We start from the raw sequence: 25310 nt of genomic DNA, 5'->3' as shown, positions 1-25310 counted from the left end.
AGTGATATTTTCCCTTTTTACTTGATTTTGACCAGATTCTTATATCGCATGAAAACTGGCTATAAAAAAAGCCCGCTTTAATAAGCGGGCTTAATAGAAACCTTACAGTCTGACACTAAAAATGTTCAGCTGATTATGGGCTTAGCCCAAGGTTTGAAATCTAAATTAGTCGAAAAGACCTAGGTTTTCTTTTGCGTATGCTTCAAATTCTGTGCAGCCGCCGATGTGGTCTTGGTCGATGAAGATTTGTGGCACAGTTTCAACTGGCTTACCAACAGTCTTCTCTAGGTCTGCTTTGCTGATGCCTTCAGCGTGAATGTCAACATAACGGTAGTTGAAGTCATCACGTTTTGCTTTAAGAGTTTCTGCGTGCTCTTTTGCACGAACACAGAATGGGCAAGCTGGGCGACCAAAAATAACTACAAACATTTCATTTCTCCTAAATACGGGATGAGGCTCGTTAACCGAAAATACGTCAACTATTCTTAATTGAACAAGACTCAAAAATTCTTGAATCCAACTATGCCCTAATGCCCTAGGGAAATAAAGATGGAATTACCTCTTAATACAATAGGTTTTGCCTATCAGAACAAATAATCGTCATAATAAGGATCCATGCTGGTTTTTGATAGGTATCTAGATTGAGTACCCTTAGAAGTAGAGTGTGAATTACCCCTAAGAAACCGACTTTTATCTATCTTTAGCGCGACAAGTTGCACCGCGTCAAAAAAATTGCGATTAGAACGAGGCATCTTATTACAGATACGCGGAAATAAAGAGTTCGAGTGACACGCGGGTCAATACTACTTGTTCGCTCTCTTTTTCCCTATTCGACGCTTGTAAGCATAAGCGTCTTACGAATCGATTTAAATCAAGCTTGAGATACAAAGATACATTCCAACAACCAAGAGTTCGCAGTTTTGTTTGGTCATAGGCGCAGGAGGCACCATGTTTCAATTTATGACATCTACAAAGATCATCTTTGGTGATGGAGCACTTTCCGCTTCATTGTCTCTCTTCAACCAATACGGTTACAGCGTACTGTTGGTGACAGGTAGCACATTAGAGCGCACATCCATTGTCACCGATTATCTAGATGCTCAAAGCATGCGCTATCAACACATCGCAGTTACTGGCGAGCCTAATATCAAAATGGTCGAAGAGGCCGCGATATCTGCACGACGATTTAAGCCAGATATGGTGATTGCTATGGGCGGCGGCAGTGCGATAGATATGGGGAAAGCGTTAGCAGCCGTACTACCTAACCAAGGCAACCTCTATGACTATGTTGAAGTGGTTGGACGTAATGTGCCTCTCAAAACTAAACCACTGCCTTTTGTTGCCATTCCCACAACTGCGAGTACTGGTGCTGAAGTCACCAAGAACGCAGTGCTTAAATCAGGGCAAGACCAAGTAAAGATAAGCTTAAGAAGCCCAGACATGCTGGCTGACGTAGCGATTGTCGACCCGACTTTGACTTATGGTACTAACCTATACTTGTCAGGGCGCGGCGCGATGGATGCCTTTACTCACTTGATGGAAGCTTATGTATGCGGAGACCCAAACCCATTGACGGATATGATCTGTGAAGAAGGGTTGCGTAAGCTCAGCGGTTCCGTGGTGCAAGCGTGTGTTTATGATGAACCGCAAGCACGCTCTGATCTGGCATTCGCTTCCATGCTTGGTGGTATGGCAATCACCAACGCCAAGCTAGGTGCAGCGCATGGTTTAGCGTCTGCATTGGGCGGAAAGATATCGGCTCCACACAGCGTGATTACTGCTCGGTTAGCCCCATTTGTGATGCTAGAGAATATTGAGGTCGCGAGGGAGCATCAAAGAAGCGATATTTTAGAGCGCTATCAAAGGATTGCTCAAATAGTCACGGGTAAAGCGCAAGCCTCGGCAGAGGATGCCATTCAGTGGTTATCAGAAGTCTTAGATACACTTAAGTTGCCAAGTTTACTGGACTTTGGCGTTTGTGAGGCGCAGTTCGAAGAGGTATCGGCTGATGCACTTAAGTCGGTTGCTATTAAAGGGAATCCATTGCCATTGAATCAAGAGCGTTTGATTCATATTCTGCAGCAGGTTTGCGAGAAGTGCGATTGTGGCGAGCGCAGAGGCTCCGAGGCGTTGAAGCACCAAGATGAAGAGTCTTCAATGGTGGAGTCGAGTTTCACGATCATCAACTCTTATGCCTCAGAGAATAGTGTGGTGGAGAAGGGGAACAGCTGGACCATTTAATAGTATTGGTAAATGGCCATGACACTATTGAAGACGTAGATAAAGAAAAACGGAGCACTTGGCTCCGTTTTTTAATTCTAATCTTTGGGGTTAGAACTGAGAGTATTTCTCGTAGCGTGAATCACGAAGTGACTCTTTGACACGCTTTAGATTTTCTCTGAAACCTGAGCCACGACGCAATGTAAAGCCAGTTGCTAATACATCGATAACCGTCATTTGCACAACGCGGCTTGCCATTGGCATGTAAACGTCAGTATCTTCTGGCACATCCAATGAGATAGACAGTGAGCTTGCCTTATCAAGTGGAGAGTCTTTCGCTGTGATAGCGATAACTGTCGCGCCGTTTTCGCGAGCTAGGTTCGCAATCTCAACTTGGCTCTTCGTGCGGCCTGTGTGAGAGATAAGAACGATAACGTCGTTATCGCTGCAGTTAATGCAGCTCATGCGTTGCATCACGATGTCTTCAAAACACGTGATTGGGATATTAAAACGAATAAACTTGTTTTGAGCGTCTTTCGCTACGGCAGAAGAGGCACCTAGTCCGAAGAACGAAATGCGTTTTGCTTGAGTCAACAAGTCAACCGCACGGTTCACTTGCATCGCATCTAGACTGTTTTTAGCAACGTCTAGACATGCCATAGTTGATTCAAAGATTTTGTGCGTATAAGCATCTGGACCATCATCTTCTTCAACATTACGGTTCACATAAGGTGTACCGTTCGCCAAGCTTTGAGCTAGGTGAAGTTTAAAGTCAGGAAAGCCCTTTGTGTCTAAACGACGACAGAAGCGGTTAACTGTAGGCTCACTTACGTCAGCCATTTTAGCTAAGGTAGCAATGCTAGAATGGATTGCAGTTTGAGGGGAAGCCATAATTACTTCGGCTACTTTACGCTCAGACTTGCTGAAATTTTCCAGGTTTTTTTGTATTTTTTCTAATGTATTCATAGTGTTCACAAGGGTATAGAGAACAACTTGCTAGTTAATATCTTTTTACCAGGGGGTATGGCTGAAACAAATTTCAGTAAACACAGTACCAACGCAGTGTTGGGTGTTGTAATTACTGCTGTATCAAATAGATATCAAGCTAACTAGCACCATAGAGTCAGTATAAACCCAACATACTATTTACTAATACAAAAACACGGGATGAATGCTTAAGAATATGACAGGCCTCAACAAAATTTTAGAAAAGTACAGAATTGGAAGAGGCTTTGAGCAAAAAGAATGCGATTTGAGTATGAACTGACAGCTAAGTTACATCAAAAAGAAATAAATTTTCAATTTGATGCAACTAAAATTGAATGGCTATGCGTTTATTTGCGTAACCAGTTTGGTGATCTTACCCATCAAGTTAGGAGCAAGTTTAGAGATTTCACGCTGCTCTTCAAGTACAGAAGAAAGAATCTCGTTGCCCGTTAAGGGGTTAGCAAGTACTACGCGGAAAACGATGATTGGCTGATGAGCCCACGCTTCAGGGTTTAGGCGAGTACGAGATACAAACGATTTGCCTGTTTCACGCTGTTTCTTCTGGATAAACTTAGTCAGTTCGTTCAGAAGTTCGTTCAACTCTACACGCTGTTCAGGAGCTGCTTTAAGCAGGGCTGCTTTTACCACTTCAGGAACGTAGCGGTAGGTCAGTAAGCAAAGCTCTGGTTCAGATACCAGTTCGAAATCACTTTGTTCTTTGATTAGGTCGGCAAAGTAGCGTGCTTTGTTGATGCTTTGATCGATCAGCAGTTCATAGCCTGGACGGCTGATGATGTGCATTGCAGCATAAACCAGCATCGCCATACCTGAACGAGAACCTTCTAAAGTATGGCTACCTAAGTCTTTCGATCCTTTACGCAGAATGTATTGCGCGTGGTGTTCAATGGCTGTCATCGCATCTGGTTTCTTAAACAGAACCATGCCAGCACCCATAGGGATGTAAAGCTGCTTGTGAGCATCGATAGTGACAGAATCAGCAAGCTCAATACCATCTAAAAGGTGACGGTGATTATTCGACATTAAGGTCGCACCACCCCAAGCTGCATCGACGTGGAAATGACAGTCAGACTCGGCACATACCTCTGCAATATCTCTTAGTGGATCGATATTACCGGTTTCAGTTGTACCAGCGACACCGATAACGGCGAAAGGCTTAATCTTGTTCTGCTTGAGCTGCTCGATCTTCAGTCGTAGGTCGACAGTACAAATGCGATTGTCGTTATCTGTTTTAACTGATACAAGACCTTCCTGACCTATACCCAGTACGTCAGCGGCTTTTTTCAGGGAGTAGTGACCACGTTCAGAGACTAAGATGGCTAGGCCTTCGTAGTCGTAGTGTTTCATGGCTTTGAATAAGCCTTCTTTCTCTACACCTTTGAACGAGCCCTGTGCTTTTAGCGCATTGTTACGTGCGACCCAAAGCGCAGTAATGTTCGCGATAGTACCACCAGAACAAAACGCCCCTAATGAGTGATTTGCACTGTGCATCCAACGAGAATAGAACGCGTCATCATCTTGATAGATTAAGCGATGAAGCATACCTAGAACCTGACGTTCTAAAGGAGTGAAAGCTTTTGAAGTCTCGATTTTTACTAGGTTCTGATTCAGCGCAATCATGATTTTAGAAAGCGGCATCAAGAAGTAAGGCAGGGCAGACGTCATGTGACCAATGAAGCTTGGTGAAGACGTATGAACCGAGTGCGATACAAGAGAATCGAGGAGATGCTCAGTATGTTCAGAAACAAACTCAGGCTGCTCTGGGATATGAGCATTTGAAAAATCTTTCTCAATTTCACGCAGTGGCTTTTCTTCAGCCACGATATGTTCACGTAAGAATTGATTCAGGTTTCGTGAAAGTTTGTCTTCAATTTGAGTGAGTGTTGAATCTGGGCCTTCAGGTACCGTGAAGATACGTAGAAGACTGTCGAAGCTAACATCTGCTGTTTTTTGTTCCGTAACCATAGCAAGCGAGTTATTTTTCTAATATTGACGCGAGCGGGACAATCTAAACGAAAACGGGAACAATGTCCCGTCTTAATTATGAAATCCAACTTCTCATAAAAGCCTATTAAATGAGGGGTTACTTACATTTAATCGCTTCAAGTTCAGCAATAGACGTGTTGTAACGCTGCAGTGCTGTATCGATCTGTTTAGGGTGGCTAAGTAGCTCTGCAAACGCAGAACGCAGCTCGTAGTTTTGAGCGTGAGGCTTTGATTGACGGTCGTCGAACGTCGTTTTTGCTACCTTGCCTAGTTCATCATCGCGCTGTGATAGCGTTTTAATGTCATGTTGCTCAAGTTGTAGCCAACCTTCAACAGGTTGCTCTGTAGCTACTTTGCTTGAGTCGTTTACCAAGTAGTAGTGTACCGCTGCACGATTTAGCTCGAAGTGGTGCTTACGGCCTTCAAGGAACCACTCGCTGACTTCTGTTAGCTCTGGGTATTGTTCAGAGGTGAGTTCAGCAAGATCGGCGTACCAATTTAGAGAAGCGTCGATGTAAGCATCGTATTTTTTCGCTTGGCACTGGTTTGTTTCAGACATTGAATCTGCTGCAAAAGAGAAAGTAGAAGTTGAAGCTAGCAGTAATGCGACGCAAAGGCGTTTCATAGCGGGTCCTTTTGTAAGTTTATTCTTGTTATTACTTTGTCGTTACAGGTTACCGTGATCATTCTTTGTTGAGCAATGACACTTAGTGTCTTTTTATTTGGGTAACTGTATCGGTATCTTGGGCGTTGGTATTCGAGATGCATTTTAATCTAAATCGATCGCTATTCCTGCGATCTAGTTAGCAAGAGATACAAAGAACAACATCAAAATGGGCACGAGTAGACTCAATATAAATCCACTAACAATCGCGATCGGCACACAGCGGACGCCGCCTGTTGTTTGAATAACAGGCAAAGTGAAGTCCATGGCGGTAGCTCCTGCATAACCAATAGACGTACATGGATAGCTACGAATGAGCACTGGAATCAGGACTAAGGCAACAAGCTCTCTCAGTAGCTCAAGCATGAATGACGCTCCGCCGTAAACCGGACCAAATGCATCGCCCATTAGGATTCCAGCCAAAGAGTACCAACCAAAACCAGAAGACATGGCTAGCGCTTTAAACAGAGGGATATCCAACAAGTAAGCCGCTATCACGCCGCCTAACATAGAGGTGATAATTATCGTGACAGCGATGACCATGCCATGCTTGTTGAGCAAGATTTGTCTAAGGGTTAAACCACTGTTACGCAGTTGGATGCCGATGAAGAACAGAAGAACGAATAGGATCCATTCGCTGGCAGTGTCAACCCAATCTAGGCCGATAGGCAGAACGAGTCCTGCGATAAGACCAGAGCCGACAACCAAAATGAGCTTGGCAGATTCCATTGCCATAGAAGACAGAGGGAGCTTCTTTTGGCTGCTGTCTGTTTTTAGCGGCAGTATTTTGTCTATAGCGGGCAATGCCATCAGGTTACATACACTCAAGCAGACAAAGAAAGTGACCGTATAAAGAAGGATTGTCTGTAGGTTGCTACCAAGATTATCAAGCGCGGCAAGGCTTAATCCCATCAGCGCCAGAATTACATAGATCAAGCGCGATGTAGAGCGGTTGATGAATTCTAGCGTTTGGGTGTTTGAAATTGAAAATAGATACCCCACAACAAGTGGAGCAAATATGAAGATCATCCCTGTAAACATGCTTTCCTCTATTGCAATTACTTCAACTTTTTCTATGACTTAGAAGCCACTAGCGTTGATCACGTCGTTTAGCTTTGCATTAAAATCATGTTTACTCAAGTTGCTTAGATTATAAAGCACTTCTGCACCTGTCACGTTGAGCTCAACTTCGTGATCATCGATGTTTTCATCCTTGTTTCTGAACATCAGTAGGTGGTTAGCAATGCGTGCGATATCTAAGTAAGAAACTTCACGTTCTTCTTGTTTATTGATGGTGTTGCTGCACACGTCAATGAAGTCGCTGTCGAAGCCCCAACGCTTGAGTACTAGCTTGCTGGTGGCTGAGCATTGGCCTTGGAAAATCTGCAGCGCAATATCGTGGTCGAGGTAGTTACCGTTCTCAAGGTATAGGTGGTATTCGCTTACTAGGCAGAACAGCCCGATATCGGCTAATAACCCAACCAGCAAAGACTTCTCATGTTCAAGGTAGCGGTATTCAGCAGGGGCGATCTCTTTAAAGCCATTGGTCACAAGTACCATGGTTGCGCCTAACTCTTTTGATACAGAAGCGCTTTGAATCAATAGCTGGTTACACTCTTTACTTAAATCAACAGAGTGCTTGAGCTGCTCGATCGCTTGTGCTGTCACGATGTCACGAACTCGCAATATGCCCAGGCGTGAAACGGCCGTCATAATGTCGAGACAGGTAATGTTGCGCCTGTTAAAGACGACCGAGTTAGCCACTCGAATGACTATGGCGGTAAGGCCTGGGTCTTCAAGTAAGCACTCGGCAACCTCGGCTATCCCAGTCGATTCAAGGGTACAAAGTTTTTGGATTTTAAGTACAACGTTAGGGATTGGAGGAAGGGTTATTTTTCCCGCTGAGATGGAATGTCCAACAAGTTGGGCAAATTCTGATTCTAGGCCCTTAAGAAGAAGTGCCTTGTTTTGTGGTAGCCAGAAAAACGATAAATGATTCATATAAAAAGTAAAAACATGTATGTCCTACCATTTTACAAGCCACAATGCTGCGAGGCAATACTGATCGGTCCACACGAGCTTTTAAATATTGAACCGGTGTATCATCAATCGTCAAAATTCAATCACGGAATGATAGCTTTGTGTGATGTTAATCATGAAAAAGCGTAATACACAATTGATTGATGTGAACTAAGTCCAGACTTATTTTTCTTTTCGAAGTATCATTTATTTAAAGGTGAAAAACGCAACTATAATATTCACCTAAACAATAAAAATAGATTTAAAAAATTTTTCGCATAAAAAGCTGCTTGTCTGGTGATCAACCTAATCGGGGTAATTTGATTAAGGATCAACGGATATGACCGAGACAGCATTTATTAATTACGTGAATCAATTTGGTGAGCATCAAAAACGTTCTATGTTCGGAGGTATTGGCCTCTTTCAAAATGACGCTATGTTTGCCTTATTGAGTGAAGGTTGTTTATTCATTAGAGGTGGCAAGTCATTAGATAAAAAACTGGCAGATCTTGATTGTGAAAAGTATCGCCATGTGAAAAAACAGACAACAGCAACCGTAAACTACTACGACATTACTGATCTGTTCACATGCGAACATCCTGAATTGGATAGCATTATTCGTACTTCTATCGATAATTCAATTCAGCAGCGCAGCTTCAAGAAGTCATCTGCTAGCCGTAGATTAAGAGATCTTCCTAACATGCAGCTTACGTTAGAGCGCATGGTGAAAAAGGCGGGTGTCGATGATGTTTCTATGTTTATGCAGTTAGGCGCACCAGAAGTATTTAATAAGGTTCGCAAAGCGTACGGAAACGATGTTGACCTAAAACTACTTTGGAAATTTGCGGGTGCGATTGATGGTATCCATTGGAAACTATTACAAGAACCACGCAAGCAGCAATTATTAAAGAGCTGCCACTAAAGAAGTCGTCCTTATATGCTTGAAATTACAGTTTATAAATAAAAACCGAGGAATAAATCCTCGGTTTTTTTGTTTCTGTCTCGACTAAAGAGATTGAGTCTTCTCTTAGAACCCGAAGGTTCGAACTCGTCAGCTAAGTATTAGTACTTGAAGCGAGCTGTGAACATTAGCTGATCACCGTAGAAGTCGTTGATACGAGCTTCAGCGCCGATAGAGAATAGCTCTGTAGAGTGGAAACGTGCGTAAACAGAACCGATCCAATCATCGTTGTCATCGATAGAAACGTAACCACCTTTACCACCAACTTCTAGTTGTGGACCAAGCCATTGGCGAACACCAATGTTCACTTCCATGCCGATATCAGTAGAGCTTGTGTGTTCAGGTTGAACGATGCGCGCTAGCATTTCACCTGTTAAGTCAGCCCAGTTGTTGATTGGAGCGTGGAAGCCAAGACCAACAGCAGAGTCGAAATCACTTTCAAATTCTGAATCAATGCGCGCAATCGCGTGAGCATTCGGGTGGATAGACTTACTGAACGCGCCACCAAATGTAACAGGGCTAGCACCGATACGTGCTTCAAAGTAATCGTAGCTGAAGTTGCTCATTACTTGTGGTTGTTCTTCGACAGCTAGCGCTTGGCTCGAAGCCAACAGCATAGCGGTAGTAAGTAGTATTTTGCGCATAACGACCGTAAACCTTTATTAGTGTTAATTCCTTTGGCTTGAGAGAAATCGACAAACCATAAACATCGAGACAGTTTAATCTAACTCACGGAAAAGTAATCCATTAAAATGTAAATCCTTAATCATTTAGTTAAAAAATAAACAAATTAAGGGTCAGTCTGCTACGGAGATCTCATGTTTTAGAGCAAATAAGAAAACGAGATGAGTAAATCATCCAAATTTTATATGTATCCCTTGGCGTCTTATATTGACTGCTGTTTATCTCATAGCCCTTCAAACGTTAATCGTGAACGTTATTCTCCAAAGCTTGTGCGCTTGTCTGCCATCGAGGTAAGGATGCGCTCTGTATCAAGAATGGAAGTCCAATTCAGTAGCTGTTTATCGTTGGCAATTACGTAATCGGTTAGCTGCTGAGTAATGGTATCTCTGAGCTGATCACCTTGCCAAGGTTTCGAAATATAGAAATCGAGTGCCGCGTTATTGATTGCGGTTACCGTATCTTCCAGTCCGGCTTGCCCAGTGAGTAGCAGCTTGCGTGTTGGCTTTGTAGATTCGTGCTGGTTAAGTTCGATAAGAAAATCGATCCCTGTTTTTTCAGGCATGATGTGGTCGCACAAGATCAGAGCGAGCTGAATACCATCTTGTCCCATCTCTTTAATCACTTGCTTGGCTTCATCCACTGACTCTGCACCCTCGACGATGAAGTTATCTTCGAATGTGGCCAAGTCTTGAAGCACACTGTTGAGCACTTCTGGTTCATCATCAACGCATAAAATTAGGTACTTATTCATGAGGTGCTCCTTCTTGTTTGAATGGAAGCCACACTTGCATGTGCGTATGGCTGCCTACCTCAGACTCAACCAAAATAAACCCTTGATGAGCCGAAACAATTTGTTGAGAAATGGACAACCCAATCCCTAAGCCGAAGTTGCCCTCTTTTTTAGTCGTAAAGTTTGGGTTGAAAATAGAGTTGATGTCTTCCTGCGCGATTCCAATGCCGGTGTCTGATATCTGTACTACTAGAAACGTTTGATTGTCTTTAGTTTGTTGGGAGGTGGTAATAGACACCTCGCCACGCTCTGATAGGGCATCAAGTGCATTGGAGAGAAGGTTGGTCCACACTTGTTGCAATGCAAGCGGCTGGCAAAGTAAAGCGGGTAAAGTGGTGTCATAGTGCTTTTCAAGTTGGTGGTGCTTCAACCTATTTTCAAAGATCACCAAGGTATCTTCTAGCCCTTCATGGATATCGGCGTAGTGGCGAACCTCTTCATCTTCACGAGCATAGCTCTTTAGGCTCTTCACCATATCGGCAATGCGTTTGCTACACACTTGAATGGAACGGATAGAATTTCCAACATAGTGGTAATGCTCTAAGTCATTGAGTAGCTCTCTACCAGCGATAGGTGAGTCTTTCAGGGTCTCTAAAACCTTAGCATCTTGGCTTAAATTCAATCTAACCGCTTTTTTGGCGAGAGCACGGTCATCGATCGTTGATGTAAGGTGTTTTACCAGTTGCCTTTCTTGTGAAGTCGAAAGCGGTTTGGCTAATTTTGAACACGCTAACACCTCTGTTCCTTTATTAGATTCGGGAACAGCGAGGTTCTCGAGTATTTGGTCTAGATGCTCTGATAGCGTTTCAATACTTCTCATAATTGCCGCTATGGGGTTATTAAGCTCATGCGCGACACCAGCGACAAGTTGCCCAAGCATAGCCATCTTCTCTTTTTCAATTAATTGCTGGTGTGCGGACTCCAATGATTCGAGCGTTTGTTGCAACTTGATTTTATTGGTGATGCTGCGCTGTAAGCGTCGATTGAAATGCCGGAGTAATAAATTAGTGAACAGAGGAAGTAGGGTATTGTTGGAATGCATCACCTGAGCAAAACTCTCTTTGTCGAGCTTTATCACTCGTGTCTGGGTAAGGGTGAGCCCAGTAGAGAAAGAAGGTTCGCCTGTCACAAATGACATCCCGCCGACTATGTTGCCTTTAGAGTGACGCACGACCTCTCGCTGCTGTCCTAATTCATCTTTCTTGTAGAGAGCGACTTCACCCTCAATGATCAACCACAAGAAGCGATTATCTTCTCCTTCAACCGTCAACAAATGCTCCGGTGAGTAATCGCGAATCGCTCTGGTCTTGTCATCTTTAGAGAAGACCTCTTGCAAGGCATTGAAGACACGTTCAGCGAGCGCATTGTCTGAGAGCTGGTGGTAATCGTGAATAAAACCTGATTGAAAAGATTGAATCTTTTGTTCTATGTGTGCTCTTAATAAGCGTTGTTGATCTAACGCATCACTGTAAGACAACAGGTTTTCAGAGTCGTATTGGATAACAAAAGACGTCAGCTCCTTTTGAGCTGACTTGAAGAGAACCTTATCCTGAACCGGTTTCGTTAGGCAGTGGTTCAGCCTACCTTCGTTTACTGCCGTTAGAATGGATTGAATGTCTGACGACGCGCTGACCAAAATGGTTCTAGCAGTATTACTATGAGGAAGCTGTTCAAGTTCAATAAGAAACTGCACGCCATTAAATTCAGAGTGATGGTGAGTTATCACCAAAGCGACCGTTTGGTGGTTGTCATGGATGTCTTCCAATGCGTGGTGTGCATCTTCGATGTTCTCGGCAGTATAGATATCGAAAACACCAGACAACGGAGCCAACTCCGTACGTATCCTCTCAATGCTGATCGGATTATTGTCCAAACAGATAACAGCGTATTGATTCACAGTTTACCCTTAGTAGTAGCGACGCTTCTAGCCTAGCAAGAACTGTCGAATAAGGATGAGAGCTAGCCGTTAATTTGCTGAGTGAATTGCAGTATCGAGCAATAGACTGATTTAACTCAATGTTTCTTGTTTGCGACTGATGGGTTAGACTGAAAAAAAACAAACACATGTAGAAAGAGAACTCATGGAACAGTTAAGAAAAATTGGCGCAATTGGCGGCGCAATCTCATTGGCTCTTTGCTGGCCTTTAGCGGTTGGGCAAATTGGACAAAATGCGATTACTGATGGCGTTGCAAAACTTAACAATTCGAGCATTCAAGCTGAGATCGTTGAGTACGATAGGGGTTACCTTTCTTCTAATGTAACCACTCGCATCACTGTGACGGATGAAGATCTGAAAGAGCAGCTTGCGATAGATGGCTTACCAAGTGAGTTTGTCATTAACAGTGCGGTTAGCCATGGTTTGGTTAGTCTTAATGCTGTTTCGACGTTCGATAATACTGACATTCTGCCTCTGACATTAACGACGAGCACAGAGCTAAACGGTAATACGGACTTCGACTTCGAGTTGAGCCAGTTTAATCATCAAGGCACTGATGAGAATGGTACCTCGGTGTCTATCACTAAGTCGAACCTGACAGGCCATGCGACAGTGTTAGGCCAAGTGGATTACGAGCTTTCTATCCCTTCTGTTCAGATCGATTTTGAAACGGGTGAAGAGGTGACGTTATCAAACCTGAAAGGCATCGGTTCAGGTCAACAAGCCAAAGGTTACTGGCTTGGTACACAGAACTTCACTATTGATAGTTTCTTGATTTCAGATTCGGCAATGCAGCCATTCATGACTATCGAGAACTCAACGTATGATTTTGAGTCGCACCTGGATGATGCAACCAAGCGTCTGCGTAGCAACCTTAAACTGGATATCGCAAACATCGAGACGAGTGAAGGACAAGTGAACAACTTAAATGTTGATTTCGAAATGTCGAAACTCGATAGCGAGTCGTTCGAGAAAATCTTTGAGATTTACCAGTCTAATCCTGTTCTAACACAAGAAGACGTTGCTGAGATCATCCCATTCATTGACATTCTATTTGCTAAGGGCTTCGACCTTTCAATGAACAACATGTCACTAGAGTTAGGCAAAGGCCAGTTTGAATCGAAGTGGTTGGTGAGTGTTCCTGAAGGTACAGAAAACATCAGCAGTAACCCTTCAATGATTATGCCTGCACTAACGGGTAATCTTCACTCGAGTTTCTCAAACGGACTGGTAGAAGAGTACCCATTTATTCGCGAAGGTATCGATGAGTTGATCGTGATGGAAATGATCAAAGAAACGGACAAGGGTTACGAAATCAGCGCTGACCTAAAAAATGGAAACCTAGTGTTTGAAAATGGACAAGAAATTCCACTAATTGCACTACTTATGCCGGCTTTTGTTCAATAAAACTGAGTAGGCAAGAATACTCATAGGGCAATTTAGCGCATTAAGATAAAGATTTTGTACTGTACGAAACAAAAGAGGTCATAAGACCTCTTTTGTTGTTTTTATGTTGAGTAAAACATGGTATTACTTGCATAGTTATTATTTAGCAGGAGCAATCATCCCCATGGAACTTACATTAGATAACGTATTCAATTTTAGTGCTGGCCCAGCGGCTCTGCCTAAGCCAGTAATGAAACAAGCACAAGCTGACTTCATTGATTGGAACGGTTTAGGCACTTCCGTTATGGAAATCAGTCATCGCAGCAAAGAGTTTATTCAAGTTGCTGATGAGTCTGAGCAAGACCTACGTGATCTTCTGAACATCCCAGACAACTACAAAGTTCTGTTCTGTCAGGGGGGCGCTCGTGCTCAATTCGCTGCTGTTCCTCTAAACCTGTTAGGTGATGCGACGAAAGCGACTTACATTGATGCGGGCTACTGGGCTGAAAGCGCAGTTACGGAAGCGAGCAAGTACTGTGAAATCGACGTGTTCAATGCAAAAACGACAGTCGATGGTAAAGCCGCTGTAGTTCCAGCTAAAGATTGGAAAATCGACCCAGAAGCGGCGTATGTTCACTTTTGCCCGAATGAAACCATCGATGGTATTGAGATCAGTGAGCTACCACAAACAGACAAGCCTATTGTTGCTGATATGTCATCTAACATCTTGTCTCGTAAGATCGATGTGTCTCAATATGGTGTTATCTATGCTGGTGCGCAGAAGAACATTGGCCCAGCGGGTATCTGTATCGCTATCGTGCGTGATGATCTGCTAGATCTTGCAAACGACGTATTGCCAAGCATTCTTAACTACAAAGTACTTGCTGAAAAAGACTCTATGTTCAACACGCCACCAACGTACGCTTGGTACTTGTCTGGTCTTGTCTTCAAATGGTTGAAAGCTCAAGGTGGTGTTGAAGCGATGGAGCGTGTGAACCAAGAAAAAGCAGCACTATTGTACAACGCGATTGATGATTCTGATTTCTACAAGAACGAAGTGCACGCAGCAAACCGTTCAAGAATGAACGTACCATTCCAACTTGCGAAACCTGAGCTAGATGCGAAGTTCTTAGAGTTGGCTGACGCTGCTGGTCTTAAGTCGCTGAAAGGTCACCGAGCAGTCGGTGGCATGAGAGCATCGCTTTACAATGCGATGTCTCTAGAAGGTGTACAAGCGCTTGTAAGCTTCATGAAAGATTTCGAAGAGAAATACGCTTAATCAATGACAGGTTAGTGAACGATACAGCGCTGAATTGCTTTTTGTTGTGTCGATTGTACTAAACGAGATGAATGCCGCTTTTGCGGCATTTTTTTTTGCCTAGAAATGTGTAAAGGGTATGATATGTTGCAGTTGTAGACAGAAGTGTTATGCATAGATAGCACTAATGTTTCTCGGGCGAAAAGATCAACCGCAAGCGTCACTTTTTCTGTTTATTCATGAATGTTTGCTATATAACGTCTCGCCCAACGTGTAGCCAGCACTACCGATTACTTGAGTTTTGTTATTTGTCAGCGTGGGTGCAACTTGAATTAACGATACGTTTTTACCATGAGGAAATAGTGTGAGGTTTTTGAGTACATTAGCGGCATTATTCCCGGTATTGACCAGCGCTGCTACGCTCGAAGTTTGGGTGGGCATCAATTACGAAACGGCAGGTTACGTCAAAGAGCATATTGAATCTATGACTGAGCATCGTGTCGAAATTCGCCCGTTTAATGTAAACAGTATTCGTTCGGAACTCCTTGTTGCCGATCCTCGTGATAAGACTTTTCCAGATGCGATCTGGGTACCCTCCGATTTTTTAGGTCTGACTGAATATATTGATTTAGCAACATTACCCTCCAATTGGGTTGATACTTCACGCTATGAGAAAAAAGCGTTGGGTTCAGTGGTGCTAAACGGTGAACTTAAGGCGTTACCTGTTGGTATCGGCAACCAGTTAGTGCTTTATTCTAACGAGCCTCAAACTCAAGCCATCACTTGGGAGGACCTAATGAAGCGTTCGTCTCAATCGATGCAAGCCAGTGTGCTTTTCCCCAATCCAAACATGTATTTCTTTTTGGCATTCTACCAGTTGTTTTCACAAGAGAAGCTCTCATCGAAAACCATCAATGGTGAGGACTTAGTGTCTGTTTTTGAGTTTATCGACATGCTCGAGAAGAAGAATGTTATTAAATCGTCTTGTGATGAAGTCTGTGCAAGGCAACGTTTTATCGATGGTGAGGTTGAGTTTTTAATTGATGGAGATTGGGCTTTTAGTGAATTGGAGCAAGCCTACGGCAGCCAGTTGCAAGTGAACTCTTTACCAACCTATCGAGGTCAGGCTATGTCTTCATTTAGCGGCGCTAAGATTTTTGCAGTGACCAAGAAAGGTATGCAAGACCCTGGAACTAAAGAAGTCTTAAAAGAGGTGGTTGAGTATTTGCAGTCGAACCGTTTCACCTACTTAGCGCATTCAAATGCAATGATCTCTCCATTCCATGAGGTGAATCAGCGCCGTGTTGATGAGGGAAATGTCACCTTTTCAAACATGTACGATGAATTTCAATCATCGCAAATGATGTCAAGCGACTACAAAATGGCGATTGTTTGGGAAGCAACTGCCAGAGCTTATGAGCGATATAAATCGGGAATGCCAAAGCAGAAGCTACATAAATTTTACGATGACTTTGTCGCGTATTACTCAGCGACCATGAGGTCTGCACAATGAAGTTCTCATTGAAGTACTCGACGGGTTTAGTGCTATTTGCTTGCTCTTTGCTGCCTGTTTATTTAGCGGGTCAACTCATACTGAATATGCAGAATGAGAGCTCTTTGGAACAGAAAGAGATCAAACTGGCCAATTCTAAAGCTGGTATACAACAAACGGTGCAGGAGCAGATCGACCTTACTGCCAGCCTCACCCAATGGTATTCACAAGATCGTTCCCTGATTAAAGCGGGTGGGAATATCTTTTTCTCTAGCGTTGTGTGGGACAAGATGGACAGCTTTAACACACTCGCGGATAGTGTGTCGGCGACATACATATTAGATCGCAACTGGAAACCCATTTATGACAGTAATGGCAGCTTGTACCACTTTGAACAAAGTCAGTTATTAGAGGAACTCAAGCATCCTCAGCCTGCATATACACAAGGCAAGATGTACCATATTGAATTCACTGAGTCAGAACTTGCTGATGATGCGAAGTCAGGCATTGCTTTTGTCGCACCAATACTGCCATATCGACTCATCGAGGGTTCCAACTACACACCACAAGGTTATCTTGTCGTGTTGATGGGGTACGATAGATTAGATTCGAAAGTCGCGCCATTCTTATATGAAAACGAATCTGTTGGATTTAAATACCTACCTTCTGATGCGCAAGACAGCACTTGGGCGCACAGTAAAATTGTATCCAACAACAACACTTTGTTTTCGAAAAATCTTGTCCTAGGAGTAAGACACCAGGTGTCTGATGAGGCTCGTTTGTTGGAGATGCAGGAATCTCAAGTTGTGTTTATTCGAATATTCTTCGCGACATTATTTGCTGCCATCGTTATTGCTTTAGTGCTTAATCGTTGGTTCTCTAAACAATTGAATCTACTGACAGAATCTGTTGAATCCTATTCAAACAATCGACCGCCTAGTCACGGTGCAAATGAACATCATTTTACAGAGTTCATTACATTTAGTCGTTTGCTGGAAAAAATGTGGGGACGAATACAGCATCAATTAAGTGAGGCACGAGTTCGTAATGACCAGTTAAGAAGTGCTTACCACCAAATCCAAGAGAGTAATCACAAGCTGGAGAATTTCAACCTTCAGTTAGAGCAAACCGTAGAAGAGAAGACGAGTAGGTTAACGCATTCATTGGCTCGTGAAGAGTCTCAGAAAAACCGTATTCTTAAGATCGTCAAGTTTGCTTCCACGAGGCAAAATGTTGAATACCGACTGATTCCAGAACATGTTAATCGACAACTCGAATCACTCCTTCCGAATTGCCTAATTGAGTTCAGCTTTAGTTGTATTGCTGACGGAGAAATCGTGGACAACGACTTTTCTGATCGTTACAAGGTTTTAAAAGACTCGAAAGAGATAACGATTGGTCACTTTTTCTCTCAAAGTTTTGCTTTGCTGAATGAAGAAGACCAGCTGATTTTTGACTTATACCAAAAGCAGTTAGTAGGTTGGGTTGAGCTAGAAAATATGAATCGTATCAACATGCCTACGGGGTGTTATAACCGTAAAGCCTTCGATGAAGATCTGGAATTTTATAAACAATGCGCGACCGAGAATAAAGATAGCTTATCTTTGTTGATCATTGATATTAATGGATTAAAGGCCGCCAATGACCAGCATGGTCATGCCGTGGGTGATGAGCTGATAAAAGGTTGTACAAACGTCATTCGTAATCGGTTAAGCGGGGCGAGCAACCTGTATCGATTAGGCGGTGATGAATTTGCCATTCTTACTTTGGCACCAGCCGATCAACAAGCACAAGATCCTCAGCAATTAGCTCAACGACTATATGCAGATCAATTTGAGCAGGTTGTCGAAACGCAAGCCGGCGGTAGCATTCCGGTTAGATTCTCGATTGGGGTCGCTTCAACAGAGTCGACCGGTATAGAAGACTTGTTCTCTCAAGCCGATGAAGATATGTATCTTCAAAAGCGTCGTTATTACCAAGGTTTGTCTGAGGCAGTAAAGTCGCGCGAATCAAACATCAGTTAGAATTAGAGTCGGAATTAAGGACTAAAGGCGGGCGTTCTTAGCTTCGACGCCCATTAAAGCGAAACTGCTGTGGCGTGACATCGAAAGTCGCTTTGAAGGCTTTGATGTAAGAGGAGTCGTTTTGGTAACCCACTTGATCAGCAATACTTTGTATTGAGTCATCTTCGTCTAGCAGGGACAATGAGTAAATCAGTCGTATTTGTTGACGCCACAGCTGGAATGAGGTGTTGAACTCCTTTGAAAATAAACGCGACAAGGTTCGCTCGGATGCACCTACTTTTTCTCCCCACGCTTTGAGCGATAAATCTAAATTTGGCTCATCAGTGAGGGCCTCAAATATCAACTTCAAGCGCCTGTCTTGAGGCAACAACAGCTGAAATGTCTGTACGTTGTCTTTCATTATTTGGTCGTGCAATACGGACAGTAGGCGAGACACTTCTTCATCGCTCACCAATCCCTCACACTGTCTGCGAATTTCTTGCAATAGCTCGTTCAAAAAGGGAGTAAGTGCAATGGTTCGAACCTCGGGCTCATACTTAGTTCCAAAGGCTGGGTTAAGGTAAATACCAACAAACGTGGTATGACTCAATGCGATAGATTCATGTGAAATACCGGCAGGTACAAACAAAGCTGATGTGTGCGGCACAAGGTGTTGATAGTGTTCTGTTTGAGTTTGTAGCAAACCTTTGAGTGGAAAAATCACTTGATGCCATGTGTGTTGGTGCATCGCATCGATGTAACCTTTCGGCATGTCGATAGTCTTAACGAGCGCGGGCGAGTTCGGATTGGCGACCATCATCTTGTTGGAGGTGACCACTCCAGTACGAGAATCGATTTGGCGGGTTAGCATGGTTAAGTGTCCTTATGTCCCTATTCTGACGGAGCGACCCTAGGCTATCATGCTCGACAAATAGAATGAAGCCGAGAGGATACGAGCATGCGCTTTCAAGTAGAGATATCCAAACAAAACCAGCTTTTGTTTAAAGTTGATATTGAGAATATCGACCGCAGAAAGTGTGAAACATCACTCGATACTGTATTAGCTAAGTTTCCAATCGAAGAGGGCTATCAGCGTCATGTGTTGGCTTCTGATAGTGAGACTCGCTACCTCAAAAGCACCGACCAGAGTATTGAAGTGTTGGCGGCGATTCCGATATTTAGATCATTAGGCGAGCGATAGTACTGCTCGTAGAAGACAATATTCTCGCAGAAAGAACAATAAGATTGAGACAAGAAGGGAGAGATATGAAGAAGTTAGGCGTGGTAAACAATGTATTGGCAGGTAAAACGGTCGCTTTCGCACATGGTGCAAAAAGTGCCATCAACAAACAAGTATTGTTGGAGCGTCAACACGCAACGGAGCTAGGTTTTACCAATGATGAGCAAGGTGATCCGCGTTTTCATGGCGGCATTCAGAAAGCGCTTCATATCTACCCAAGCGAATATTACCCAGTTTGGCAACAGGAGTTGGGCGACAAAGGTGTTTTTCAATCAGCTGGCGCTTTTGGAGAGAACATCAGCTCAAGCGGCGTGACCGAACAATCGATTTGCTTAAAAGATAAAATCCGTATTGGGTCTACTTTGTTGGAAGTATCGCAAGGGCGTATGCCTTGTTGGAAGCTCAATGTGCGTTTTGACCAACACGATATGGCAAAAAGGCTGCAAGACACACTCAGAACCGGTTGGTATTTCCGAGTGTTAGAAGAGGGCGAGATCGGTGCAGGTGATGAGATCATACTGTGCGAGCGTCCTTATCCTGATTGGTCGCTTGCTCGTATCATGGGGGCAGTTTTTACAGGAAGTTTAGATAAAGACTTATTAAGTCAAATGACGGTATTGCCATTGGTTGAGTCTTGGGGAGCGCTTGTTGCACGTCGCCTCGAAACGGGTAAAGTCGAAGATTGGGAAATGCGCTTGGTTGGGCCTACAGCGGTATAAACCAGTCGTTAGATAGAGAAAGCCCGCTATTGAGATATAGCGGGCTTTTTAAGTCTGATGAGATGAGCTTCGTAATTGCCGTTATAGCCAGAAACTCTTCAGCGGCATATCAGGCGAAAAGTGATGAGCAACTTGTGCTTGAAGCAACTCTGCAGTTGCAATGGCATCAGTAAGCGCATGATGTGGCGTGTAGTCGGGCAGGTGGTATCGACGACGGCTTTGCCCCAGCCGAACCGAACCAGGCTTCTTACCTTTTAATTTATTCCACAGGCCGCCAGCCAGCTTGTTCTGGATCTGAGACTCAATCTCTAACGTGTCCAGCACCGGAAACTCGATGCCTTCATTCAATCGCACTTTCAATGCGTTGTTTAAGAAATCTCGCTCGATACGACGGTAGTGAACAACTGGAATATGACCAGCCATCGCTTGCAATACTTCATCCAACACTTCATCAAGATCCGGTGCATCGATGATGTCATTGTGGGTAATACCGTGGATTACCACTGACTCCTCTTCTAGCTTCTGACTTGGGCGTAATGTCCAGTGCCTTGCTTGTCGCAGGTAGATTCGGTTAAGGGTGAATGGCACCAAGCCAATGGTTATGATCCCATCTTTAGAAGGGTTCAGGCCAGTCGTTTCGAAATCCAACGCTAAGAACATCACCTCTGAAAGTGGTGTGTCAGGCGAAGGAAGCGGTTGGCTGTAGAACTGTTTTAAGCGTTCATCCTGGGCACGTTCAAGCTTTTGAGCAAACTTAAATGGCCAATCGACCGCGGGTGATCTGAATAGTTTGTTCATAGGCCCTACTTAAACTTGTTACTGGCTTGGTAACGGAACTTAAGGAAGTTTTGCGCATTACTTAAGATTTGGAACGCATCCTTAAGGTTACGACGTTCAAAATCAGACAGGTTTTCCGGTTCGATGTTGTTATCCGGCTCAACATTGTTATCAACATCGTGCGCTTGGTGGCGAATGCGCACCAGAGAGATGAACTCCATTGCGTCCTTAAGATCCTGTGCTCTGCCTTTTGGCAAAATACCGGCGTCGATAATGTCGTCTAAGCGCTCAAATGAGTTTTTAGAGCGAGAGCCCACCGCAAGAGAGTGAACTCGAATCAAATCGGCGAGAGGAGCCGTACCACGTCGTTTGAGGTTGATGGAGTTGTTATGACGACCATCTTTCTCCATTACGAAGTCTTTAAAGAAACCAAGTGGCGGAGTACGGTTGAGCGCATTACGTGCCAGACATGCCAGGAAGCGGTTGTTCTTACGTGCACGTCTTACGATAAAGCTGTTTAGTTGCTCTGCCCATTTCAGGCGGCCATAAACACCATCTAGGTCGAAGAAGATCGATGCGTTCAATAGCGCTTTCGGGTTTGGATCATCAATCCAGTCGGCGAAGCACTCTTCCCATTCTCTGCGTGTCATGCGCCAAGTTGGGTTAGTCGCCATGATGTCACCCGTACAATACACGTAACCACATTGGTCTAAGCCGTCACAAATGAATTTTGAGAGTGCTTCAAAGTACTTGCCGTGCTTTGCTTCGTCGTAGGTGTCGTCAAGAATGATGGCGTTATCTTGGTCTGTCACCAGCAGTTGTTCATCACGCCCCATAGAGCCTAATGCTAGGAAACAATATGGAATTGGTGATTTGCCTAACTGTTCTTCCGCGAGTTCGATAATACGCTGCTTAAAGCTACGACCAATTACCGACATTGCGGTGCCAACCATGTGAGCATTGGCATCTTCGTTAACGAGACGGACAAAGCTGTCTTTCACTTGCTCAGAGAGCACTTTGAGATCTTCGATGCTTTGTTGCTGGAAGATACTACTTACTAAGAGCAGCGAGTTTTGAGATTCGTAACGGACGATGTCGGTCGCTTCGATAATACCGATTGGCTTCTTATCTTTCAGAACAGGTAAGTGGTGCACGTTGTAGCGAAGCATGGTCATCATGGCTTCGTATACATAGGCATTGTGGTCAAGAGAGATAACCTCAGGTGTCATCACGCTAGAGACTTCATCGGATGGATCTAGACCTTCTGCCAGTACGCGAGTGCACAAATCTCGGTCTGTAATAATACCGATAACGGGCGTTGAGTCGTCTTCATCATCTTCAACGATGTCAGGGTCGATGATCAGCAAGGAAGAGACATTCTCTTCCGCCATCATGGTGGCCGCTTGTTGAATGGTGCGCGTTTTCTCAATCATCGGCGCTTCGCTGGTCAGCAGCGTTTTCACTTTAGATGTCGTGAGGTCGTTGGCATCGTTATTACTTGAGTTTGCCTGACGTAAGCGCGCGTTATCCTCAACCTCTACGAAATCCGCAAAAGAGTCGTAGTTATCGTAGAGTTCTTGGAAAATAGGCTCAGGAATGCAATAGAGCAGCGTATCTTCGGTCGCTTTTACTGGGAAGCGTACCTTATTGTTGGTAAGCAGGCCCATTTGACCAAACAGATGGCCTTCATCAAGGCGGTTATACAGCTCGCCTTTACGACGATAGACTTCGACTTCGCCGCTTCGAACCATATACAGGTCATGAATTTGATCACCAAAGTGAATGATAGGTGTGTCTTGGCGGTAATAAGAAATTTCCACGCTACTGGTCACTTTCGTCAACATCTCCTCAGGGAGCTCATTGAAAGGGGGGTATTGCGCCAGAAAGTTTTGAATCTCTAATAACTCAGCATCCATAGTAATCATCCATTGGTTTGTATGATTTCATGGTACAACATTTGATAATAATTTGCCGTCACAAATCAATCTGTGAGCTAAAACCTTTTTAAAGTCTTAGGGATAGACTAACCTTTCAAATAATGGAGTGACAGTTTAAGGATGATGGGAATGTCGAAGTGGAAGCTTAGTTTTGTATCTGCAGTTTTTATGTTTTCTCCAAGTTTGTGGGCAGACACTCACAGTGTGGATATTCTTGATTACGACCACGTTTATGCAACGGCGCATTCAGGCAGTTTAAACGAAGACGCTGGGGGCAATAATAATGCATCGGCGTTTGGATTAGGTATTAGCTACACCATGACCGATGATTGGTTACTGCTTGGTGATTATAGCGCGCGTTTCATCCACCCTGACGAGAGTACTACTCGTATTGATACACTAATGGCTGGTGCGGGTTATCGTTATAGCATCAAGAAAGACTTGGATATTGTCGCTTCTTATTTGCTTGGTGTGACTAAAGGGGAAGTTGAGCTGAATGGCACCAACGAGACCTTAGAGTCGGACACGGAATTTGTCCAAGGTGTTAAAGCCGAGCTTAACTATGGCTTTGCTAAACGTTGGATTGCGAACGGTAGCGTGCAACTTAACCGCAGCGATTTATTCGATGAAGAGATTTACCACCTAGGTTTACGTTATTTAGTGACCAACAAGTTTGCGATTGGTGGCTCATACCAACATAGAGATGGTGAGGGGAGCACAGGCGTAAGTGAGAGGACGAATGAGTTAGGTGTCGAGTTCTTCCTCGAGTACTAATAGAATTAAATCTAATGCGTTACGACAGCTACAAAAAAGCCAGCTTAATCGCTGGCTTTTGCATATCTAAGTGTCTGCAAGAGCAGACTTGGTATTGTTACGATTAAAGAACCGCAGCGATACCTTTACATAGAGGGCCCATGTTTGACTTAGTCATGCCCGCTACGCTGATGCGGCCAGAGCCAACAATGTAGATTGCGAATTCGTCTTTTAGGCGGTTTACTTGCTCTTTGCTCAAACCAGAGAAAGAGAACATGCCGTTTTGGCGCTCGATGAACGTGAAGTCTGCATCAACACCTTCAGATTTCAGTGTTGCAACGAACAGTTCGCGCATCTCTTGAATACGGTCACGCATTTCAGCGACTTCCGCTTCCCATTCAGCACGTAGACCAGCATCGCCAAGGATGTGAGTTACGACAGCACTACCGTGCGCTGGTGGGTTAGAGTAGATAGAGCGAATGATGCTCTTAACTTGAGAGAATGCTGTTGTTGCTACGTCTGCAGACTCAGCAACCAAAGTGAATGCACCAACACGCTCATTGTACAGACCGAAGTTCTTAGAGAACGAGCTCGCGACTAGAATCTCTTTGTTGTATTTAGCGAAAGTGCGAAGGCCAGCAGCATCTTCTTCAACGCCTTTTGCAAAACCTTGGTAAGCAAAGTCGAATAGTGGAAGAAGCTTCTTCTCAGCAACGAGCTTAGCCAGTACTTCCCACTCTTCAGCTGTTGGGTCAATACCTGTTGGGTTGTGACAGCAGCCGTGAAGAAGAACGATATCACCTTCAGATGCTTTCTCTAGGTCTGCAACCATACCAGCGAAGTCTTTGTCTTTTGTTTCAGCGTTGTAGTAGCTGTACTGAGCTGTTTCGATACCCGCAGCAGCGAATACGCCGTTGTGGTTAGCCCAAGTTGGGTTGCTGATCCAGATCTTCACATCGCCAAGTTGGCGCTTAATGAATTCACCTGCAACACGTAGAGCACCAGTACCACCCGGAGCTTGTGCTGTTTTAGCACGTTGAGAATTTACGATTTCTGCATCTGAACCGAAAAGTAGCTTCTGTACTGCTAGGCCGTATTCAGCTGTACCTTCAATCGTTAGGTAAGATTTGGTTTTTTCGTTTTCAAGAAGTGCAGCTTCTGCTTTCTTTACTGTTTTAAGTACTGGCGTTTGACCATCTTCATTTTTGTAGATGCCAACACCAAGGTTGATTTTCTCTGCACGAGAGTCGTTTTTAAACTCTTCAGTAAGGCCGAGGATAGGGTCGGCAGGCGCAGCTAACACTTTTTCAAACATAATCTTCATCCATGTCAATTGAGAGGGGATAGTATCTATGGGTAGTTATACCTGTATGGAATTTTTAAGACAATACGAAGTGAACAGAAAGACCAAAAAAAATCCATTTCAATCAGATTTATTGACTAAAGAGGGTATTTGATAACAAAACACCCTACGGATTA

The 25310-nt window shown here is 43.9% G+C and carries 21 protein-coding genes and 1 pseudogene; 9 read left to right on the top strand and 13 right to left on the bottom strand.

The genetic code is table 11. The annotated features are described in order from the left end of the window. Window positions 1-165 precede the first annotated feature (165 nt). Window positions 166-429 carry a GrxA family glutaredoxin gene (locus tag F0228_RS10270; RefSeq protein ID WP_004741562.1) on the bottom strand — a complete coding sequence of 88 codons (264 nt, stop codon included), beginning with the start codon at window positions 427-429 and terminating at the stop codon, window positions 166-168. A 519-nt stretch (window positions 430-948) separates the two neighbouring features. On the opposite strand from F0228_RS10270, the pseudogene F0228_RS10265 reads away from it, so the two are divergent. After that, a pseudogene (locus F0228_RS10265) lies at window positions 949-2094 on the top strand (iron-containing alcohol dehydrogenase); the annotation flags it as partial. Window positions 2095-2331: 237 nt separating this feature from the next. Here the strand turns inward: F0228_RS10265 and F0228_RS10260 are convergent. From F0228_RS10260 to F0228_RS10240, 5 genes are all read right to left on the bottom strand, one after another. Beyond that, window positions 2332-3186: a MurR/RpiR family transcriptional regulator gene (locus tag F0228_RS10260; RefSeq protein WP_004734686.1), complete on the bottom strand. Its 855-nt coding sequence runs from the start codon at window positions 3184-3186 to the stop codon at window positions 2332-2334. 360 nt (window positions 3187-3546) lie between these two features. Then, on the bottom strand, window positions 3547-5190 hold the full coding sequence (gene panP / locus F0228_RS10255) for a pyridoxal-dependent aspartate 1-decarboxylase PanP (RefSeq protein ID WP_116870343.1): 1644 nt from the start codon (window positions 5188-5190) through the stop codon (window positions 3547-3549). A gap of 118 nt (window positions 5191-5308) precedes the next feature. Further along, a complete protein-coding gene (locus F0228_RS10250) occupies window positions 5309-5836 on the bottom strand; it encodes a hypothetical protein (protein WP_008224391.1) in 528 nt (175 codons plus the stop codon). A 174-nt stretch (window positions 5837-6010) separates the two neighbouring features. Next, window positions 6011-6916 (bottom strand): lysine exporter LysO family protein, encoded by a 906-nt coding sequence (locus F0228_RS10245; RefSeq protein WP_061031651.1) that lies wholly within the window; start codon window positions 6914-6916, stop codon window positions 6011-6013. 39 nt (window positions 6917-6955) lie between these two features. Beyond that, on the bottom strand, window positions 6956-7876 hold the full coding sequence (locus tag F0228_RS10240; RefSeq protein ID WP_171762213.1) for an HDOD domain-containing protein: 921 nt from the start codon (window positions 7874-7876) through the stop codon (window positions 6956-6958). Window positions 7877-8234: 358 nt separating this feature from the next. Between F0228_RS10240 and F0228_RS10235 the strand changes: the two genes are divergently transcribed. Further along, the gene (locus tag F0228_RS10235; protein ID WP_004741568.1) at window positions 8235-8816 is read left to right on the top strand and encodes a TfoX/Sxy family DNA transformation protein; all 582 of its coding nucleotides are present in this window, start codon (window positions 8235-8237) and stop codon (window positions 8814-8816) included. A gap of 140 nt (window positions 8817-8956) precedes the next feature. Here the strand turns inward: F0228_RS10235 and F0228_RS10230 are convergent, their stop codons facing one another. From F0228_RS10230 to F0228_RS10220, 3 genes are all read right to left on the bottom strand, one after another. Then, window positions 8957-9499, bottom strand: coding sequence for a hypothetical protein (locus F0228_RS10230; RefSeq protein WP_004741569.1), 543 nt, complete (start codon window positions 9497-9499; stop codon window positions 8957-8959). A gap of 293 nt (window positions 9500-9792) precedes the next feature. Then, complete coding sequence (locus F0228_RS10225) at window positions 9793-10290, bottom strand: response regulator (protein WP_061031648.1); 498 nt, start codon at window positions 10288-10290, stop codon at window positions 9793-9795. Further along, window positions 10283-12226, bottom strand: a complete 1944-nt coding sequence (locus F0228_RS10220) for an ATP-binding protein (RefSeq protein WP_116870345.1) — start codon at window positions 12224-12226, stop codon at window positions 10283-10285. Before F0228_RS10220 ends, F0228_RS10225 begins: the two co-directional genes overlap by 8 nt. Before the next feature lie 184 nt (window positions 12227-12410). Here F0228_RS10220 and F0228_RS10215 point away from each other — a divergent pair, with 184 nt between their 5' ends. From F0228_RS10215 to F0228_RS10200, 4 genes are all read left to right on the top strand, one after another. Continuing rightward, window positions 12411-13673, top strand: coding sequence for a DUF945 family protein (locus tag F0228_RS10215; protein WP_171762212.1), 1263 nt, complete (start codon window positions 12411-12413; stop codon window positions 13671-13673). A gap of 163 nt (window positions 13674-13836) precedes the next feature. Beyond that, on the top strand, window positions 13837-14931 hold the full coding sequence (gene serC / locus F0228_RS10210) for a 3-phosphoserine/phosphohydroxythreonine transaminase (RefSeq protein ID WP_061031645.1): 1095 nt from the start codon (window positions 13837-13839) through the stop codon (window positions 14929-14931). 343 nt (window positions 14932-15274) lie between these two features. Next, window positions 15275-16423 carry an extracellular solute-binding protein gene (locus F0228_RS10205; RefSeq protein WP_171762211.1) on the top strand — a complete coding sequence of 383 codons (1149 nt, stop codon included), beginning with the start codon at window positions 15275-15277 and terminating at the stop codon, window positions 16421-16423. Next, window positions 16420-18426: a GGDEF domain-containing protein gene (locus F0228_RS10200; protein ID WP_171762210.1), complete on the top strand. Its 2007-nt coding sequence runs from the start codon at window positions 16420-16422 to the stop codon at window positions 18424-18426. The genes F0228_RS10205 and F0228_RS10200 overlap by 4 nt, the downstream gene beginning before the upstream one ends. Window positions 18427-18463: 37 nt before the next feature. On the opposite strand, the gene F0228_RS10195 is transcribed toward F0228_RS10200, so the two are convergent. Beyond that, complete coding sequence (locus F0228_RS10195) at window positions 18464-19276, bottom strand: helix-turn-helix transcriptional regulator (RefSeq protein ID WP_171762209.1); 813 nt, start codon at window positions 19274-19276, stop codon at window positions 18464-18466. An 87-nt stretch (window positions 19277-19363) separates the two neighbouring features. Here F0228_RS10195 and F0228_RS10190 point away from each other — a divergent pair, with 87 nt between their 5' ends. After that, window positions 19364-19606 carry a hypothetical protein gene (locus tag F0228_RS10190; protein ID WP_105059333.1) on the top strand — a complete coding sequence of 81 codons (243 nt, stop codon included), beginning with the start codon at window positions 19364-19366 and terminating at the stop codon, window positions 19604-19606. Between the two features lie 65 nt (window positions 19607-19671). Then, window positions 19672-20364 (top strand): MOSC domain-containing protein, encoded by a 693-nt coding sequence (locus F0228_RS10185; protein ID WP_171762208.1) that lies wholly within the window; start codon window positions 19672-19674, stop codon window positions 20362-20364. Window positions 20365-20445: 81 nt separating this feature from the next. On the opposite strand, the gene F0228_RS10180 is transcribed toward F0228_RS10185, so the two are convergent. Together F0228_RS10180 and F0228_RS10175 are read right to left on the bottom strand one after the other, a co-directional pair. Beyond that, window positions 20446-21162, bottom strand: a complete 717-nt coding sequence (locus tag F0228_RS10180) for a 3'-5' exonuclease (protein WP_116870349.1) — start codon at window positions 21160-21162, stop codon at window positions 20446-20448. A 5-nt stretch (window positions 21163-21167) separates the two neighbouring features. Then, entirely contained in the window at window positions 21168-23057 is a 1890-nt protein-coding gene (locus F0228_RS10175) for a DUF294 nucleotidyltransferase-like domain-containing protein (RefSeq protein ID WP_061031638.1), read from the bottom strand. Between the two features lie 150 nt (window positions 23058-23207). On the opposite strand from F0228_RS10175, the gene F0228_RS10170 reads away from it, so the two are divergent. Continuing rightward, on the top strand, window positions 23208-23852 hold the full coding sequence (locus F0228_RS10170; RefSeq protein ID WP_105059336.1) for an outer membrane beta-barrel protein: 645 nt from the start codon (window positions 23208-23210) through the stop codon (window positions 23850-23852). Between the two features lie 103 nt (window positions 23853-23955). Here F0228_RS10170 and F0228_RS10165 read toward each other — a convergent pair whose 3' ends face one another. After that, window positions 23956-25146, bottom strand: coding sequence for an amino acid aminotransferase (locus F0228_RS10165; RefSeq protein WP_061031636.1), 1191 nt, complete (start codon window positions 25144-25146; stop codon window positions 23956-23958). Between the last annotated feature and the right edge of the window lie 164 nt (window positions 25147-25310).

The organism is Vibrio sp. 99K-1 (assembly GCF_013114585.1).
GTDB lineage: Bacteria > Pseudomonadota > Gammaproteobacteria > Enterobacterales > Vibrionaceae > Vibrio > Vibrio chagasii_B.
Note: the sequence above shows the minus strand (reverse complement) of the source record. Positions and strands in the feature narration are given on the sequence as shown.